Source organism: Glycomyces niveus (assembly GCF_017592475.1).
Lineage (GTDB): Bacteria > Actinomycetota > Actinomycetes > Mycobacteriales > Micromonosporaceae > Glycomyces > Glycomyces niveus.
Genome location: NZ_JAGFNP010000008.1, coordinates 164,669 through 182,092 on the forward strand (window position 1 = coordinate 164,669; position 17,424 = coordinate 182,092).

A 17,424-nucleotide genomic window follows, 5' to 3' on the forward strand; every position below is an offset into this window, starting at 1 on the left:
CTTCAGGGATCTCGAAACTAATCCCTAGTATTCCCGCCCTGTCAAGAGCGGTTTCGTTAGCGGATCACTACTTCAGGACGTGAACACCGCCACGGTCCGGCCGGGGACGGTGAACGTCCCGGTCGCATCGTCGAACGAGGCGCCGGCCATGGCCGGGTCCGCGGATTCCCGCAGCACCGGGTGCAGCGCCGCGCCCGAACCCGCCGCGTCGGCGACGGTCTGCGCGACCGCCTCCGGGCCGGCGTTGAACACCACGGTCACGGTCTCGAACGCGTCGTCCAGGCCTTCGAGGTCGATGCGCATCGTGATCACGCCAGGCGTCTCGTCCGAACCTGCGAGCGGGAACGAGACCCGCTCGGCCACCGCGTCGGCGTCGCCGAGGCTGAACGCGCACGTGGAGGACGAGATCCGCAGGAGCTCCAGGTACCGCTGCTTCGCGAGCTCGATGTCCTCGCACGAGGGCTGGTCCACCGCCGCGATGGCGTCCTCGGCATAGGGCCATTTGGCCTCCGAGGTCCACTGCGGCGGGAGTCCGGCCCCGAAGCCGTTGCTGGAGGTCCCGAACCCGGGCGTGCCCTCGCAGTTCCAGCGGATGGCGTTGAACCAGTCGCCGGAGTCGTACGAGTCGCGGTCGAGGGACTTCGACCGGAGCATTTCGGTTCCGGCCGTGGAGAACCCGGTGCCCTGGCTGAGCACCGCGGTCGCCGTCGACAGCACCTGCATCTGCGCCCGCTCGGTCCCGGTGGCGTCCCCGTTCAGCTTGTAGGCGAGGGCGTCGAACAGGATCTCGTTGTCATGCGCGTCCACATAGTTCACCGCTTCGCCGGGCTGGGCGGTGTACCCGGCGCCGGTGCCGTTGTAGTCGAGGCCGGCGCCGGTCGTCGCGGTCCCGTCCGCGGCGGTGAACTCGTAGCCGGCGAGGTTGCCGACGAGCCCGAGCTTCGTGAGGTCCTGGGCGTGCAGCAGCGCCGCGAGTTCAGCGTCCGTGGCGGTGCCGTCGTTGTCGTCGGTCCATGCGCCCGAGCCGAAGCCCTGCGTGGTCGGGTCGGCGTCGAACGGGCCGCCGCCGCGCACGGCGTCGCGCATCCGGTCGTTGAACGTCCCGATCCCGGTGCCCGCCATGTTCACCTGCGTGGCCTGCTCGAAGAGGGCGTCGCCCGCGACCTCCCCGAAGTTCCAGCCCTCGCCGTACAGCAGCATGTCCTCGTCCAAGGCCGCTTGCACCGCAAGGAGGTTCGACTTCGGGTGGTGGCCCATGAGGTCGAACCGGAACCCGTCCACGTGGTAGGCGTCCTGCCACAGCACGGTCGACTCGACGATGAACTTGTCGAACATCGGCCGCTCGGTCGCGGTGTTCGCGCAGCACGTCGAGGTGTAGACCTCGCCGTCCGCGTCGAGCCGGTGGTAGTAGCCGGGCACGATCCGGTCGAGCACGGACTTGTCGGCGGTGCCCGAGGCGGCCGTGTGGTTGTAGACGACGTCGTTCACCACGCGCAGGCCCAGCCCGTGCATGGCCTGCACCATCTCCCGGTACTCCAGGATGCGCTGCGCCCCATCGGCTCCGGTCGCGTACGAGCCCTCAGGCGCGTTGAAGTGCAGCGGGTCGTAGCCCCAGTTGAACGCGTCCTCGGAGCGCACGGCCCCGACGCAGGCCTGCTGCTCGGCCGAGTCCGCCGCCATCGCGTCCAGGTCGCAGTCCACAGCGGCCTGGTTCGCCTCGGGGATCGAGGCGATGTCGAACGTCGGCAGCAGATGCACGTGGGTGAGCCCGGCCTCGGCCAGCTCCGCCAAGTGCCGCACCGACGCCGAGTCCTCCTGCGTGAACGCCGCATAGGTGCCGCGCAGCGACTCGTCCACCGTCTCGTCGGCGATCGAGAAGTCCCTGACGTGCAGCTCCCACACCTGCGCCGCGGCCGGATCGACCGCGGCCGGCGCGTCCTCGCCGTCCCAGCCCTCCGGCTTGAGGTCGGCGGCGTCCAGGTTCACGATCTGGCTGTGCGTCGAGTCCGCCGCGAGCGACACCGAGTACGGGTCGGTCACCGAATACGACTCCACCGCTTGCGAAGCGGGGTGCCACACCTCGAGCGCGAACCGGTAGTACTTGCGGTCCCAGCCCTTGCCGCCTTTGACCGACCAGACGCCGGTCCGCTCCGAGAACTCCATCTCGTGCACGCTCGGCTCGGTGTCATCGGGCGAGTCGAACAGCTCGAGACTCACCGACCGCGCCGTGGGCGCCCAGAGCGCGACCGCGGGCTTCTTGCCCTTCCACGTCACGCCGAGGTCCGCGTTCAGGGCATCGTCGTAGACCGCGTCGATCACCCCGGCGGTCTGCACGCCCGTGGCGTACCAGGCCGCCCCGGTGTGGTCGCGTTCGACCGCGACGAGCTGCCCGCGCAGGGCCTCCCGGATCGCGTCGCCGTCCGCGTTCACCTTGAACGCCTGGTAGCCCCAGTACTGCGGCCACGCCCGGCGCTGCGCTTCGGTGAGACCGCCCGCGGCGGTGAGACCGATCGTCTCGAAGTCCCCGGTCAAAGCGCCGTCTTGAACCGCAATCGACCCGTCCGCGCTGGCCAGCAGTTCGAAGACCTTCCCATCGGTCGACTCCACATCCAGGGCGATCGTGTCGCCGTCGAGCCAGACCGCCTGCTCCGCAGCGAGGTCGAGCTCGTGCGAACGGCCCGTGGACGCCCCGGCGGGACGCACGTAGCCGGGCGTGGCGGCGGTGATCCAGACTTCCTGGCCGTACTCGGCGAAGTCGAGGCGCTGGTCGGTGGGGAGATCCTTCTCGTCACCGCGGTGGAGGAGGTACGACAGGGCCTCGGCGCCGTCCGCGAGGTCCACTTCGTACACGGCGCCGTAGGCGTCGGTGCGCACGGGCTGCAGCCCGGCGTTCCAGTCGGTCGGGTTCGCCGCGCCCTCCCAGGTGTGGAGGGTCCAGCCGTCGAGGTCGCCGTCGGGGCGCTGGTAGTGGATCACGGCCTTGCCCTCGGCGGCGGCCTGCGAGGCGTGCGCCCCAGTGGAAGTCACCCAGGTCTCGCCGAGCGAGGCGGGCTTGAACAGGACGTCGGAGTCGTACAGCTTCGTATCTCCTGAGTGGACGATCAGGCCCATGTCGGCGTTCACGTCGTCCACCGGCACGTGCCAGTACTCGCCCCAGGCGTCGGTCCCGTCGGGCGCGCGCGGCGCGTCCCATCCGGTCGCGACCCCGTCGGCGAGCGCGTCGCCCCACAGGTGCAGGCCCCAGTCGGTGCCGGCCTTCGGCGAAGCTTGCGAGCCGTCAATGTGCTCTGCGGGGGCGTGGACGGTGACGTACCCGTTCGCTTCGGCGAGCGAGTGGGCCACGTCCCCGGACCCGGCGCTGAGCCATATCTCAGGGGTCGCGTTCGGGTCGAAGGCGCGGTCGGAGGCGTAGTCCTTGTTGCCCTCGCCGTCGATCACGAGGTACCCGACCGAGGCCGCGTCCTCGCCCAGCCGCAGCGACGCGAAGGACCCGTAGGAGTCCTCGCCCGCGAACGCGTTCGACTCGGGCCAGGTGGTCTGCGAGGACTCGGCGATGTCGCCCCACGCGTACAGGCCCCACTTGGCGGCGTCGCCGTCGTAGTGGACGTTGGCCCAGTCGAGGGACCCGCCGGCCTGGTCGGGCGTGGCGACCGTGGTGGTCGCGAGCGCGGAGGCGGTACGGCCCTGCCGGTCGGCGACGACGGCCTTGAACTCGACGCTCTTGCCGCCAGCGAGGCCGTCGAGGTCGTAGGCGATGCGGTGGTCCGGGCCGGGCGAGGTGCCGACGTAGGTCCAGTCGCCGCCGTCGACGGAGGCGGCGAACGCGACGCGGGCGAGCGGGTCGCCCGTGACCTCGGCGTCGACGTACGCGGTGGTCGCGGACTCGGCGTCCACGGCGAGGCTCACGCCGGGTGCGTCCCCGCCGTCGATCGCGTTGTCGGCCTTGAAGACCACAGCCGAAAGCGGCGGCACGGTGATCGAAGCGCCGCCACTCGAAGCCTCGATCGAGCCCTCCCCGTAGATCGGCGTGAACGAGTCGGAGTACGTCTCCATGCTCACCGTCTGCGCAGAAGTCGAGTTCGAGACCGCGACCAGGTACTCGACCCCCTCGGCGGACCCGATGCGCGAGAACGCGAACACGCCGTTCTCGGAGGCGCGGGTCACCTGGACGCCGTCGGCGAGCGCCGGGTGCTGTTCGCGCAGCTGCGAGAGCTCGGCGATGGCCTGGTAGACCGGGTGCGAGGTGTCGTAGTTGTCGACCGCGTGGGTGGCGTCGGTGCCGATCAGCTCGTCGTCGAGGTACTCGCCGACCTGGGACGCGAACATGGTCTGGCGCGAGTAGTCGTCCCCGCCGGAGCCGGTGAAGCCCTGCTCGTCGCCGTAGTAGACGACCGGCTGGCCGCGCGTGAGGAACATGAGCTGCTGCGCGAGGACGGCCCGGTCGGTCCAGGTGGACTCATCGGCCGTCTCGACGATGGTGCGGCCGACGCGGCCGATGTCGTGGTTCGACACGAACGTGGGCATCGCGAGCGCGTCGGTCCCGTCCGCGGTGAACAGCGGGTCGGAGGCGTACACGTTCGCAAGGCCGTCGGCCCCGGAGGTGCCGGACGCGAAGCCGGTGGCCGCGCCGTGGAACCCGAAGTCGAGCACCGCGTCGAGGCCGCCTTGGCGCACGTACGGGCTCGTCACGGTCGGGTCGCCGGAGTACACCTCGCCGAACGCGAAGAAGTCGACGCCCTTCGCGGCGGCGGCCTCCTCGATCCCTGCAAGAAATTGCGGCCAGAATTCCAGGTTCACGTGCTTCACGGTGTCGAGGCGGAACCCGTCGACGCCGGACTCGGCGATCCAGTCCGAGTAGACGTCGATCCAGCCGTCCACGACCTCGGGGCGCTCGGTCCACAGGTCGTCCAGGCCCGAGAAGTCGCCGTACGTGGAGGACTCGCCGGCGTAGGTCGAGTCGCCGCGGTTGTGGTACATGGTCGGGTCGTTCAGCCACTCGGGCGACTTCAGGTCGGCCTCGTGGTCCTCGAGCACCGGCGTGTAAGCCGACGAGTCGGCGTTGACCTCGGGGAACTCGTCGGATGCGGCGTAGTTCGCGTCCTCGAACGGACGACCCTCGGCGTCCGAGTACGGCGAGCCCTCTTTCTCCACGTACGTGTTCGCGCCCTCGGCGTACTCGACGGCGTCGGCGGTGTGGTTGACGACGACGTCGAGGTAGATCTCGATCCCGCGCTCGTGCGCGGCGTCGATGAGGCTCTGGAGCTGGGCGTCGTCGCCGAGGTGCGGGTCGACGGCGGTGAAGTCGGTGCCCCAGTAACCGTGGTAGCCGGCGCCGCTCCAGTTCGCGGTGACCTGCACGGGCTGGTTGACGACGACCGGGGTCAGCCAGATCGCGGTCGTGCCGAGCCCCTCGATGTAGTCGAGCCGCTGCTCGACGCCGGCGAGGTCGCCGCCCTGGTAGAACATGCGTTTCGTGGGGTCGTAGCCGGTGGCGAGCGCATCGCCTTGCAGCCCACCGGTGTTGTTGGAGGCGTCGCCGTCCGCGAAGCGGTCGGTCATGACGAAGTAGAACTGCTCGGCCTCGTCGGCGGAGGTCGTGGCGAGGGCGGCCAGCTGGGCATCGGTCGGCTCGTCGCTCCACGAGCCGTCGTCGCCCGGGGGCGGGTTGGTGCAGGCGGTCAGTGCCAGGGCGGAACCCAGCACTCCCGCCGCTATGCGGGCGGTACGCGGCATTGCGCTTCTTCCTCCGGGGTTGGACGGGGGACGGGGCGCGCGCCGCGGCGTGACGAGTGCACGACGAGACGCACACCCCGTGTGCGCAAGAACATACCACCTATGAAATTTTCTTACAACGTCTTGGTAATCCGTTGCGGACGTGCTTCGCGGTCGCGCGAAACGCCTAGTGGCGCTCGTCCTCCAGGACGCGCGTCGCCACCGGGCCGGTGTACTCGTAGTGGATGCCGCTCGCCGGCAGCGGGAACGACGACGTGCCGAACGGCGAGGACGCCCCGATGTGCCCGGAGGTGAACTCACCGACCTCCAGGTGACCGGGCTTCACGGCGCGGCTGCGGATCTTGACCGCGTTGTTGTCGGACGGGCTGGCGATGTTCGAGTCACTCATGCGCCGGATTCTAGCGGTCGCCCCTCGAACCGGGCACCGGATCACGCGTGCCTCGAGTCACCCCCGGACGGCACCGCAGCACCCGCCCGAGCGCCAGCCGGCCGCCCGTCCACAGCCCGTACCGCGACACCGCCCGGTACCCGAAACCCGAACAGCTCGGCACGAAACGGCACTGCACCCGCATCCGCGGCGACAACCACCGCCGGTATCCCGCGATCAGCCGCAACCCCAACCGCCGCGCCCCCGGCCGGTGCCGCTCTTCCGCCGCGGCCAGCCGCTCCGGCGTCAACCGCCCGAACCCCAACAGCGCCAGCGCGAACGAATGAAACGGTCCCGGATCGGTCGCCCCGCCGCACGCCGCAGCGCACGCGTTGCACGGCCCGCCCGGATCACAGGACGCGGCCAGCGGTGCGCCGCAACCGGCCGAACACCCCGGCTGGTAGGCGCTGGCGCAGCCCGAAACCTCCACAGGACCGTTCTACACGCCGAACCGCGCCCGCTCCCGGAGCTCGGGGGATCAACGCGGATCGGGCCGCTTCCAGATGTCGATTGGGGATGGTTAACGGCGCTCCGCCGCAAAAGGACGCACACCGCATGTTATGAGGGGAACACCCCTGTATCAGGGAATTGCCAGGGACGGTTCAGGGCGCGCTCAGACTCATGTCCCACGGTTGGGGCCTCGGGGAATGAGGGGTTCCCGAGGGGTTATGGAACCCGGTGAGACGGGTCTTCGGACTCATCCTCCACTGACGATCGCCGCTGGCCCGTCTCACCGGGCACTCTCCATCCCGAGCAATCCTCTTGTCTCGCTTGCTGTCGCACCTTGATGTCAGGGTTGTCGACGGGGGGCCATCGCGCGGAACATTTCCGGAATATCCTGATATTCCCTGCGTGCCATCGCCTTCATCAGCGCCGACGTCCGGCCGTTCCCCGCGCAGCGCCCGGGGCAATTCGTTCAGCGATCCGCTTTCAGCGGTACCGCTCGGGGTTCGGCAGCAGCTCGTTCATCGCCCCGGACCTGAAGCCCTGCTCGTCCAGGCGCACTTCGGCGAAGCCCTCGACGGCCGCGAGCACCTCGGGCCGTCCGGCCACGGCCGCCACCAGTTCGGCGTCGATCTCGACCTTGGCGGTGTCGCCGCCCATGTCCCGTACCCGCAGGTTCCGCACCGGGATCGACGCGCGCGCGAGCGCGCGCCGCAGCGCCTCCTCGGCGTCGGCGACGCGTTCGAGCCCGCCCGCGGTGACCTCCACGCCGTAGGCGATGCGGCTCGCGAGGCAGGCCGCGGCCGGCTTGTCCCAAGTGAGCAGGCCCCACGCCTGCGAGGCGGCGCGGATCTCGGACTTGCTGAGCCCGGCGTCGGCCAGCGGCGTGAGCGCCCCCGCGTTCGCGGCGGCGCGGATGCCGGGCCGGAAGCCGGCGCGGAGGTCGTCGGCGTTGGTGCCGGTCGCGATCGCGGCGATGCCGCGCTCGGCGGCGAGCGGCGCGACGACGCTCATCAGCTCGGTCTTGCAGAAGAAGCAGCGGTCCCCGGCGTTGGCGCGGTAGCCCTCGCGCGCGAGCTCGTCGGTGGCCGGGGCGTGGTGGGCGACCCCGAGCCGGGCCGCGAACCCGCGGGCGCGCTCGAGTTCGATGCGCGGCAAGGAGGGCGAGACGGCGGTCGCGGCCTCGACGCGCTCCGGCCCGAGCGCCCGCACGGCGGCCGCGAGGAGGAACGCGGAGTCGGCGCCGCCGGAGAACGCCACCATGAGCGACGGCAGCGCGGCGAGCCGCTCGAGCAGCGCCTCCACCGGCTCGCCGCCGGTGGGTGCGGGGGACGCGGCGGAGTCGGTCGTCTGGGGAGTCGCCTGGGCCTGGGAGGTCACCTCACAGAGCCTATCCCGCCGCGCGAGGGGGACCGTTTTCTGCGGGCATTCCGGATATGTCCCTCCCGATGGGCCCCCGTCAACAACCCTGACAGCAAGGTGCGACACCAAGCGGCTCAAGAGGAACGCTCGGATTCCGACGCGACGGTCGCCGCCGGGCGATGGTGCACCGGAGTGTGCGATCCGGCGGAGGACCGGCGTCTCGTGCCCGGTGCCCGTCGCGAACGTCGGGCGGCCGCGAGGGGCGCCCGGGAGCCGCTTCCGCTACTCGAGGTCGCCGGCGACGGCGCGGAGCATTTCGGCGATCTTCGCGCCGGTCTTGCGGTCCGGGCGGCGGCCGCGGGAGAGCGGCGGCATGATCTGCTGCTCGAGGACGCCGATCATGTCCTGCAGCAGGCTGTTCAGCTCCTCCGGCGAGCGCTTCGGCGTCTCGGCCGCGGGGGCCGCGCCGGCCTGCGGGGCGGCCACGACGTGCAGGCCCATCGCCTGGACACCGCGGCGCGTGTCGATGATGCTGTACTCGACCTTGGTGCCCTTGGCGAGTTCTTCGACGCCTTCGGGCAGCGCGTCGCGGTGCACGAACACGTCCTTGCCGCCGTCATCGCGGGAGACGAATCCGAATCCCTTCTCGGCGTCGAACCATTTCACTCGACCACTGGGCACCGCTGAACCTCGAACTTCTCGTCTGGAGGGAACTGATGAGTCCGTCAAGCCTAGCCTGACACGAACCGGACGGAATGGAACGCTCGGGTGACGGGGCGACTACCCCGGCCCGCTTTACGGGAGCGGGATCTCGAGCTTCGGGACCAGCCCGAGCTCGGCCGCGCCGCCCAGCAGCCGCTCGACCGCCGCGCGCCCTTCGACGCCGAGGTCCCGCGAGAACTTGTTCACGTACAGGTCGATGTGCATGCGGCACACCTCGTCCGACATCTCCTGCGCGTGCTCGGCCACATAGGCGCGGCTCGCCTCAGGGTCCGCCCACGCGTAATCGAGCGAGGCCCGGATCGCGGCGGTGATCGCGTCGGTGTCGAGATGGGACTTCGCGACGATCGCGCCGAGCGGGATCGGGCAGCCGGTGCTGCCCTCCCACCATTCGCCGAGGTCGACCAGGGACCGCAGCCCGTACTCGCGGTAGGTGAACCGGGCCTCGTGGATGACGAGCCCGGCGTCGAAGCGGCCGCCCTGCACTGCGGGCATGATCTGGTCGAACGGCACGACCTCCCATGCCACCTCGGGCGAGCCGAGGTCGCGCAGCCACAGGTTGAAGAGCATGAACGCGGTGCTGCGGTCCGACGGCACGGCGACGCGCTTCCCGGCCAGGTCGCCGACCGCGGCCCCGTCACCGGTGAGCACGAGCGGGCCGCAGCCGCGGCCGAGCGCGCCGCCCGCGGGCAGCAGCCGCCACTCGTCCCCGAGGTACGGCAGGGCCGCGTAGGAGACCTTCGCGACGTCGAACTCGCCTCGCGCGCAAGCGGTGTTGGTGACGTCGATGTCGGCGAAGGTCAGGCGCGTCGCCGGTCCGTCGACGAGGCCCGAGGTCCACGCGTGGTAGATGAAGGTGTCGTTGGGGCACGGCGAGTGCGCCAGGTGCAGCGCGCCGGCCGGATCCTGGTCGAGGTCGAACGGGGTCCCGAGTGCCGCCATGCCTACAGCTCCCGGATGCCGGTGGTGAGCGTCTTCAGGGCGGAGCTCCAGTCCCAGTTCTCGACGTCGCGGTCGCCGATGTAGTTGGAGACGGCGCGGATCTCGGCGAACGGCAGCCCGGCCTGCTGGGCGGCCGTGGCGACGCCGAAGCCCTCCATGGCCTCCCCGATCGCGTCGGGGTAGCGGTGGGCGAGGTTCGCGGCGAGGCCGTCGGAACCGGTGATCGAGGCGAGGGTGAGGATCTCGCCGCGCACGCCCTCGACGGCGACGGTGAGGACGGTGTTGCACCCGATCCGGTTGGTGCCGAAGCCGATCTCGTCGATCGGCTGGAACCGCCAGGGGAGGGCGACGCCGAGCTCGGCGGCGACGGAGTCGGTGGCGATGAGGAGGTCGCCGATGCGGGCCTTGCCGCGGAACGCGCCGCAGATGCCGGCGTTGACGACGACGTCGTAGGCGCGGCCCATGTGGCTGTTCTCGGCGATGGTCCGGGCGGTGGCGGCCGCGGCGGCGGCCGGGCCGACGCCGCAGACGAGGACGTCCAGCTCGTGGCGGAGTGAGCGCCCGGCCTCCACGGCCTGGGCTTCCTCGGGGACCGCGCACACGACGAGTATTCGCATGGCCTCAAAGCTACCGGGCGCGCGCAGGAGGCGGGCGGCGCCGGACCCGTGGCGAACGCCTCGCCCACCGCACCGCCGCGACCGAGGGGGGTACGGCAATTCCGTGCCGTCCAGCAGCGGAGTGTGGTGTATTCCGCTCCCCACCGGGTGCACCGTCCGCAGGGTGCGGGCCCGAGCTGACCTATGCTTGAAAGCGTGCCTGACACCTCTGCCGCCGCCGCCAAGACCCGCAGCCGCAAACCGCGCCTGGACCGGGTCCTCGCCGACGCCCTCGACCTGGCCCGCGAGGCCGCGGAGGAGGCCGGGGAGGGGATCGGCGAGCACCTGGGCGTGGAGGCCGAGACCGAGCGGGTCGTCACCCACTACTTCGAGTGCACCCTGCCCGGGTACCGCGGCTGGCGCTGGGCCGTCGTGCTCACCCGCGCGCCCCGCGCCCGCGTCGCCACCGTCTCCGAGTCCGCGCTCCTGCCCGGCCCGGACGCGCTGCGCTCTCCGACCTGGGTCCCGTGGGCCGACCGCCTCCAGGGCGGCGAGGTCGGCACCGGCGAAGTCCTCCCCACCGAGGACGACGACGACCGCCTCATGCCCGCCTACCAGCTCTCCGACGACGACGCCGTCGAGGACATCACCTTCGAGCTCGGCCTCGGCCGCGAGCGCGTGATGAACCGCGAGGGCCGCGCCGAGACCGCGCAGCGCTGGTATGAAGGCGACCGCGGCCCCCACGCGCCCATCGCCGAGGCCGCCCCGGCGCCCGCGCGCTGCGGCACCTGCGGGTTCTTCCTGCCGCTGGCCGGCTCGATGCGCCTGGCCTTCGGCGCCTGCGCGAACCTGTACTCCTCCGAGGACGCCCGCGTCGTCTCCGCCGACCACGGCTGCGGCGCCCACTCGCAGATCAGCGAGTTCGTCGACACGACCCCGCAGGGTGTCGAGAAGTCCGAGGTCATCTACGACGACGAGGGTTCCGAGCTCCTCTAACCGGCGGGGACGCGAAACGGCCCGGCCGCTCGGCGTCCGGGCGTCACTCCACTGCTTACTGCTGCTCCGGCTCCCGCTTGGAGCGGCGGAAGTGCCTGCGGTCGGCCACCGCCATCCCGGCGGTGCCGAGGAGGCCGATGACCACGCCGGTGAGGGCGCAGGCGCCCCACCATTCGCGGCCCGCGTCGGCGAGGTCCTCGCGGAAGATCTGCGTCAACACCAGCGCGACCGCCCACAGTAGAGTGCCGATCGCGGCGATCGGGGCCATCCGCATCTTCACCGCTTCGGGGGCGGGGAGGTCCGGGGTCCGCTTGACCCGCTGGTACGCCTCGCGAGGGGACGCCGACGAGCCGGACGACGCCGGAGGCTGGGAAGTTCCGTCGGTGGGCACGCTGCCAATGTACGCTGCGTCAGTGCCTGCGACAATCGGTCACGCTGACATGAAGCGCCGTCGCGTCGGCGCGGGCGGACCGAAGCCGCCGCCGGACGGCTTGCGGCGAAGGCGATCCGTTATCGGCACCCCGCCGGTTGTGGTCCGCCGGTAGGGTTGGGCGTACGCTCGGATGAGCTGGCGATGCGGCGCTGACAGACGACACGCGAGGGGTGGAAAGGCATGAGGCCGGTACGGTTCGTAGCCCTCTCAGAGGACGGTCATGCGCTGGTGCTCGCCGACGAACTCGGGAGGCTCCTCGCCCTGCCTATCGACGAGCGCGTCGCCGCCGTCGTCGACGTCCCCGAGAGCGGCGACGCCCTCCGGGCCAAAGTAGAGGGTGCGTCGAGCCGGCCCGAGGTGAACCGCCGCCCGGCGCCGCAGCGCCCCGCCGCCGTCAGCCTCTCCCCCCGTGACATCCAGACCCGCATCCGCGCCGGTGAGAGCGCCGAGGACATCGCCGCTTCGGCACAGGTCGCGGTCGACCGGGTCCTGCGCTACGCCGGGCCGGTGCTCCAGGAGCGCGCGATGCTCGCCCAGGCCGCCCGCCGTTCGCGGCTGGCGACGTCCGAGCGCGGCGAGCGCATGTCCAATGTGGTCGATGTGAAGCTCGGGACGCACGGGGTGGACCCCGAGGCGGTCTCGTGGGACGCGTGGCGCACCGAGGACGGCTCGTGGCTCGTGCAGGCGTCGTGGTCGTCGGGCAAGACGACCGCGCGGGCGCGGTGGAAGCTCGACCGGGCCCGCCAGACGGTGACGCCGGACGACGAGATGGCGCAGTTCCTCTCGACGCCGCTGCCGCAGCAGGTGGCCGGTCACCAGGAGGCGGTCTCGGAGCTCGGGGTGCGCCCGGGCGACCCGGTGCGGCCTTCGCGCGACCCGATGCACGGCCTGCGCGACGACGACGCCGCCTCGCACCCGGACCCGCTCCGGCGCGACCGCCTGCGCGAGGTGCTCGAGCGCCCGCTCGACGACATGTCCGGGCGCGGCAAGCGGACCTCGCAGCTGGGCCTGCCGGGCACGTCCGCCCCGGAGCAGCGCGAGACGCCGGAGGTGCCGTCGCTCGCGGTGCTGCGCCCCGGCAAGCGCTCGGCCGCCGAGGACGACATGAACACGCCGCCCCTCGCCGCGGCCGGCTCCAAGCCGCGCAACCAGCTCCCGGGCTGGGACGACGTCCTCTTCGGATCCGCTGACAACAAGTAGCCCGCGCGCCTGCGCGCGCGCAGAACATGAGCACGGCCCGCGTTCGGTTCGAACGCGGGCCGTTGTCGTACCCCTGTGGGACGCTGTCCTTTTTCGCTGGTAGTGGTGAGGGTGGGACTGGGCGGGTACCCGGGGCCACCCGTACGCCTCAGGGCGGGCCGTCGCGGCCCGCCCTTTTCGTGCCGCGGCCGCGCGCCTCCGCCGCGCCCGGGTTGCGAGAAGTCGGTCACGGTTACTGGCTTGCCGACCGGTAAGTAGTTATCGTTGCATGCAATGTCCCCGGTCATCATCAGCCAGCTGCACCGCACCTTCCGCGCGCTCGCCTACCCCGGCTTCCGCATCTACGCAGGAGGGCAGCTGCTCGGCACCCTCGCGTTCTGGCTCCAGACCACCGCCGTCAGCTGGCTCGTCCTCGAGCTCTCCGGCAACTCCGGCACCGCCCTCGGTTGGACCCTCGCCCTCCAGTTCGGCCCCTATCTCCTCTTCGGCCTCCAAGGCGGCAAGATCGCCGACGGCTTCGACAAGCGCCGCGTCCTGCTCCTGTGCTCCCTCGGCTCCGCCGCCGTCACCGCCGGGCTCGCCGCCGTCGTCCTCACCGGCCACATCGAACTGTGGATGGTCTACGTCGGCATGTTCGCCTTCGGCTCCGTGTCCGTCGTCGAAGGCCCCGCCCGCCAGGCCTTCTTCTCCGAGCTCGTCGACCGCGAAGCCCTCCCCAACGCCGTCGGCCTCGGCAGCGCCATCTTCAACATGAGCCGCATCGCCGGCCCCGCGCTCGCCGGGCTCCTCATCGCGGTCACCTCCACCGGCGCCGTCATCGCGGTATGCGCGGTGATCTTCCTCGGCCCCGCCCTCTCCTGCGCGGTCCTGCTGCGCCGCAGCCTCACCAACCCCGTCCGCCGCGACACCGCCGCCGGCGGCATCCGCGACGCCCTGCGCTACACCGCCGCCCGTCCCGACATCATCGCCGTCCTCCTCTGCTCGCTCCTCGTCTCCGGCTTCACCTTCAACTTCGCGCTCACCCTCTCGATGCTCGCCCGCACCGAGTTCGAGACCGGCGCCGACTCCTACGGCCTCCTGCTCACCTCGCTCGCCGTCGGCGCGCTCGCCGGGGCGCTCGCCTCCGGCCGCCGCTCCACCCGCCCCAGCCTGAACACGATGCTCGCGTCCTCCGCCCTCCTCGGAGTCGGCACGCTGCTCGTGGGCTTCGCGCCCTCCCTGTGGTCGGCCATGGTCCTCCTCGCCCCCACCGGATTCGCCATGGTCTTCTACGCCCAGGCCGCCAACCAGCGCGTGCAGATGGGCGTCCGCGCCGACTTCCGCGGCCGCGTCCTCAGCCTCTACATGCTGGTCTTCCTCGGCTCTACCGCCGTGTTCGCGCCGATCGTCGGCGTCTTCATGGAGGTCTACGGCGCCCGCGCCGGCCTGTGGCTCGGCGGCCTCGTCGGGATCGCGACGCCCGCCGCGCTCGCCCTCGCCAAGCGCGCCCAGCTCAAGCGCCGCGCCGCGCTGACGATCGCGGCCCTCGACGGCCCGCAGACCGAGGCGGCCATGACTGGCGCGCGTGCCCTACCCTGAAACGGACGAAGACGTACCGAGACGCCGCCGAGTATTCATTCACTGTTATCCGGCGATTCCCACTTCTTGAAAGACGTCGCCCGCGCCGCGCACGGCTTGTCCGAGAGATCCCGCGATACCCGTAACCTCCTGCGCCTCCACCGCATCAGGCGTGAACAGAAGTGTTACTCCGACGAAATTACTGTCCCGTCCCATGGGATTTCACTGAATGAGCCGTGTGGCATCCTGCGAGGATGGATCACATCGTGACAGCCCCGACCACGCCGCGACGACACACCTCTCGCCGCAGCGCGTGTCACTGACCCCGAGTAGAGCCCCTGGAGGGAATCCAGTGAGTGCCTCCGCCACCGCGGTCCCGCAGGCCGCGACCCACGTGCGCACCGAGCGCCTGTTCGCCGCGCTCCCGCTGCCGGACAATGCCGTCGCCGACCTCGCCGAAGTCGTCGCCGACCTCAACATCGCCCGCCGCGGCGCCCCCAGCCGCCCTGGCGCGACCGGCCGCCGCACCCCCTCAACGCGGCTCGTCCGCTCCGAGAACTGGCACCTGACCCTCTCCTTCCTCGGCGAGGTCCCCGCCGAACGCTGCGCCGAGACCGCCGAGGTCATCGCCGCCGCCGCGCGCGAGTCCGCGCCGATGCGGCTGTGCGTCTCCGGCGGCGGCCGGTTCGGCCGCGGCCGCTACTCGGTCGTCTACGCCGGGCTCGACGGCGACGTCGCCGCCCTCGTCGACCTCGTGCACCGCGTCCGCGCCGGGCTCATCGCCGGCGGCCTGCCGGTCGACCAGAAGCAGTACCGCCCGCACGTGACCCTCGCCCGCCCCGGCGACCGCGTCACCAACCAGCAGGCCGCCCAGGACCTGCTGACCCTGCGCCGCTACTACGGTCCGAGCTGGACGGCGAACGAGGTCGTCCTCTACCGCTCCGACTTCGGCAAGGGACCGGTCGGCGCGCAGCCGCTCTACACCCCGGTGGCCGTCGCGCCCCTCGGCTGAGGCCCAAGAGAAAACGCCTCGCGATCTGCGCGAAAGCACTGCTACACGCAGCGGTGACCGGTAGAAAGAGGGCATGTCCCACAGCGCCTCCGGCACCGGCCGTTCGACTCTCGCGTCCTCCGCGACCCAGGGCAGCACCAAGGGGTCCGGGCGCCCGCTCGCGCGGGTGTTCCTGCGCGCTTCCGGGATCAGCGCGCTGGTCTGCTGGGCGGTGCTGCTGGTGTGGGCCTCGTTCGGCACCGGCGCGAGCTCCGGGTCCTCCGGCGTCTACATGATCATCGGGACGGTCGGGTCGGTCCTGCTCGTCGCCGTCGTCATCGCCACCGCCGCCACCCACGCCGGGCTGCGCACGATCATCGTGGCGCTCCTCACGGCCGTGTTCGCGGCCGCGGCCGGCTGGATCGTCTACTCGTCGATGCCCGAGGCCGGGCCGGGGCAGTTCATCACGCACCGGGCGGGCGTCGCCGCGCTCGCGTACGTGTTCGGCGTGGTCGGCGGCGGGCTCCTGGCGCTCTCGGAGTTCGTCGTGGAAGGCTACGCGGGCGGGCGCGCTCCGGCCCCGAAGCAGCTGCGCCGCAAGGTGGCCGTGCTCGCCACCGCGATCATCGTCATCCTCGCCGCGGCGCTCGCGCCGGCGATGCAGCGCTGGGCCGAGCTCGCGAACCAGGACGTGCTCGTGGGCGACGCCGCCGCGACCGGCAGCGCCACCGACCCGGGCCTGGACGGCCTCGCCGACCTCGCCGGCGAAGGGCGGTTCACCGACACGCCGTACGGGCTCCTGCGCACCGACCACCCGGCCGACCCGACCCCGCAGGCGGTCACCATGCTCGACCCCGCCACGGGCGCCGCGACCTGGTACCACCGCCGCTGGAACTGGCTCGCCTCCCAGCCGCCGGTGCTGTCGCAGGCGCAGGACCTCGTGGCGCTCACCGGTCCGCGCGCGGACAACAACGGCGACTTCCAGACCCGCGTCCTCAGCGCCCGCGACGGGTCCGTGGTCGGCACGGCCGACTTCGACGGCTCCCCGGGCGTCCTGCTCGCGCTCGCCGACGACCGGCTGCTGTTCACGAAGGACCGGAGCGAGACGTTCAGCGTGTACGACTTCGGCGGCGGCCTGGCGTGGGAGGCCGCGCTGCCCGACGGGTGCGAGGGGACGGCCGCGCAGCTGGCCGCGGGGCGCGCGCTCGTGCTCGCCGACTGCATGCCCGCGCCCGACCGGTCCGTGGCCCGCGACCTCGTGCTCGCGTTCGACCTCGACGACGGCACGGCCGCATGGCACCAGGAGATCGACAGGAGCGCCGTGGTTCTCCCCGAATCGTTCCTGGTCACCGAGGACACGATTGTGATCGACAGCCGCATCGAGCACCGCGTGACGGACGGGCCGTTCTCGGCGCGCCGCTTCGAGCACCAGCTCATCGCGTACTCGATCGCCGACGGCGTCGAGCATTTCCGGGTGCCCGACCAGGTCTTCGGCTCGACGAACTCGTCGGCGTGCGGCGGGACCCTGTACCTGTCGCAGCCGACGGTCGCGGACGCGTCGGGCGTGGCCGCGGGCGGCGAGGCGAAGGCACAGGCCCCCGCCAGCGAGCGGCGCACGGTGCAGATCATCGAGTGCTACAGCGCGAAGGACCGCGAGGGCTCGTGGCTCGGCGCGATGGCGTACGACGCGGACACCGGCGAGCGGCTGTACCGCAAGGCGGTGCGGCTGGGCTTCACGCCGCTGGACCCGGAGGTCGCGCGCGGCTGGGCGACGGTGCTGCCGGACAACCGGGCGATGCTCGCGGCCGACCTCTCGCTCGACCAGAACCGGCCGGACTGCCGCCTGTACGAGGTCGCGGAGGGGCGGGCCAGCGAGGTCGAGTTCGCGACCGAGCGGGACGACGGCACGTCGATCCCGGCGAACTGGTGCCACGACGCGCAGCTCAGCCCCGTCGGTACGGGCGCGGCCGTCAGCTATGTGGACGAGGACGGGACCCGCGGCATCGTGGTCGTGGAATGAACG

13 protein-coding genes are annotated in these 17,424 nt (G+C 71.7%); 5 read left to right on the forward strand and 8 right to left on the reverse strand.

All coding sequences use genetic code 11. From position 1 onward, the window contains the following. Nucleotides 1–72: 72 nt before the first annotated feature. The 7 genes from pulA to mqnB form a co-directional block, all read right to left on the reverse strand. A complete protein-coding gene (gene pulA / locus J5V16_RS15615) occupies nt 73–5,733 on the reverse strand; it encodes a pullulanase-type alpha-1,6-glucosidase (RefSeq protein ID WP_208497363.1) in 5,661 nt (1,886 codons plus the stop codon). 166 nt (nt 5,734–5,899) lie between these two features. Beyond that, a complete protein-coding gene (locus tag J5V16_RS15620) occupies nt 5,900–6,121 on the reverse strand; it encodes a hypothetical protein (RefSeq protein WP_208497364.1) in 222 nt (73 codons plus the stop codon). Between the two features lie 10 nt (nt 6,122–6,131). Further along, the gene (gene yidD, locus J5V16_RS25760) at nt 6,132–6,305 is read right to left on the reverse strand and encodes a membrane protein insertion efficiency factor YidD (RefSeq protein WP_408612464.1); all 174 of its coding nucleotides are present in this window, start codon (nt 6,303–6,305) and stop codon (nt 6,132–6,134) included. Nucleotides 6,306–7,090: 785 nt separating this feature from the next. After that, nucleotides 7,091–7,984: an ATP-dependent sacrificial sulfur transferase LarE gene (larE, locus tag J5V16_RS15630; RefSeq protein WP_307792985.1), complete on the reverse strand. Its 894-nt coding sequence runs from the start codon at nt 7,982–7,984 to the stop codon at nt 7,091–7,093. Between the two features lie 264 nt (nt 7,985–8,248). Further along, nucleotides 8,249–8,647, reverse strand: a complete 399-nt coding sequence (locus J5V16_RS25765; RefSeq protein ID WP_208497366.1) for a cold-shock protein — start codon at nt 8,645–8,647, stop codon at nt 8,249–8,251. 114 nt (nt 8,648–8,761) lie between these two features. After that, nucleotides 8,762–9,628: a 1,4-dihydroxy-6-naphthoate synthase gene (locus tag J5V16_RS15640; RefSeq protein WP_243901285.1), complete on the reverse strand. Its 867-nt coding sequence runs from the start codon at nt 9,626–9,628 to the stop codon at nt 8,762–8,764. 2 nt (nt 9,629–9,630) lie between these two features. Then, entirely contained in the window at nt 9,631–10,245 is a 615-nt protein-coding gene (mqnB, locus tag J5V16_RS15645) for a futalosine hydrolase (RefSeq protein WP_208497367.1), read from the reverse strand. 195 nt (nt 10,246–10,440) lie between these two features. Here mqnB and J5V16_RS15650 point away from each other — a divergent pair, with 195 nt between their 5' ends. Beyond that, nucleotides 10,441–11,220 (forward strand): DUF3027 domain-containing protein, encoded by a 780-nt coding sequence (locus tag J5V16_RS15650; protein ID WP_208497368.1) that lies wholly within the window; start codon nt 10,441–10,443, stop codon nt 11,218–11,220. Between the two features lie 55 nt (nt 11,221–11,275). On the opposite strand, the gene J5V16_RS24530 is transcribed toward J5V16_RS15650, so the two are convergent. After that, nucleotides 11,276–11,611 (reverse strand): DUF2530 domain-containing protein, encoded by a 336-nt coding sequence (locus tag J5V16_RS24530; protein ID WP_208497369.1) that lies wholly within the window; start codon nt 11,609–11,611, stop codon nt 11,276–11,278. 222 nt (nt 11,612–11,833) lie between these two features. Here J5V16_RS24530 and sepH point away from each other — a divergent pair, with 222 nt between their 5' ends. The 4 genes from sepH to J5V16_RS15675 all read left to right on the forward strand — a co-directional run bounded on the left by sepH (nt 11,834) and on the right by J5V16_RS15675 (nt 17,421). After that, nucleotides 11,834–12,853, forward strand: coding sequence for a septation protein SepH (sepH, locus tag J5V16_RS15660; RefSeq protein ID WP_208497370.1), 1,020 nt, complete (start codon nt 11,834–11,836; stop codon nt 12,851–12,853). 273 nt (nt 12,854–13,126) lie between these two features. Further along, nucleotides 13,127–14,431, forward strand: coding sequence for an MFS transporter (locus J5V16_RS15665; RefSeq protein ID WP_243901287.1), 1,305 nt, complete (start codon nt 13,127–13,129; stop codon nt 14,429–14,431). Between the two features lie 331 nt (nt 14,432–14,762). Continuing rightward, nucleotides 14,763–15,422: an RNA 2',3'-cyclic phosphodiesterase gene (thpR, locus tag J5V16_RS15670; RefSeq protein ID WP_208497371.1), complete on the forward strand. Its 660-nt coding sequence runs from the start codon at nt 14,763–14,765 to the stop codon at nt 15,420–15,422. A gap of 73 nt (nt 15,423–15,495) precedes the next feature. After that, nucleotides 15,496–17,421 (forward strand): outer membrane protein assembly factor BamB family protein, encoded by a 1,926-nt coding sequence (locus J5V16_RS15675; protein ID WP_208497372.1) that lies wholly within the window; start codon nt 15,496–15,498, stop codon nt 17,419–17,421. Nucleotides 17,422–17,424 lie beyond the last annotated feature (3 nt).

Bases quoted from the DNA above. Each gene is read 5' to 3' on its own strand.
- J5V16_RS15665 (WP_243901287.1), top strand. From the start codon at position 13,127: ATGTCCCCGGTCATCATCAGCCAGCTGCACCGCACCTTCCGCGCGCTC.
- mqnB (WP_208497367.1), bottom strand. From the start codon at position 10,245: ATGCGAATACTCGTCGTGTGCGCGGTCCCCGAGGAAGCCCAGGCCGTG.
- yidD (WP_408612464.1), bottom strand. From the start codon at position 6,305: ATGCGGGTGCAGTGCCGTTTCGTGCCGAGCTGTTCGGGTTTCGGGTAC.
- J5V16_RS15640 (WP_243901285.1), bottom strand. From the start codon at position 9,628: ATGGCGGCACTCGGGACCCCGTTCGACCTCGACCAGGATCCGGCCGGC.
- sepH (WP_208497370.1), top strand. From the start codon at position 11,834: ATGAGGCCGGTACGGTTCGTAGCCCTCTCAGAGGACGGTCATGCGCTG.
- pulA (WP_208497363.1), bottom strand. From the start codon at position 5,733: ATGCCGCGTACCGCCCGCATAGCGGCGGGAGTGCTGGGTTCCGCCCTG.
- J5V16_RS15675 (WP_208497372.1), top strand. From the start codon at position 15,496: ATGTCCCACAGCGCCTCCGGCACCGGCCGTTCGACTCTCGCGTCCTCC.
- J5V16_RS15620 (WP_208497364.1), bottom strand. From the start codon at position 6,121: ATGAGTGACTCGAACATCGCCAGCCCGTCCGACAACAACGCGGTCAAG.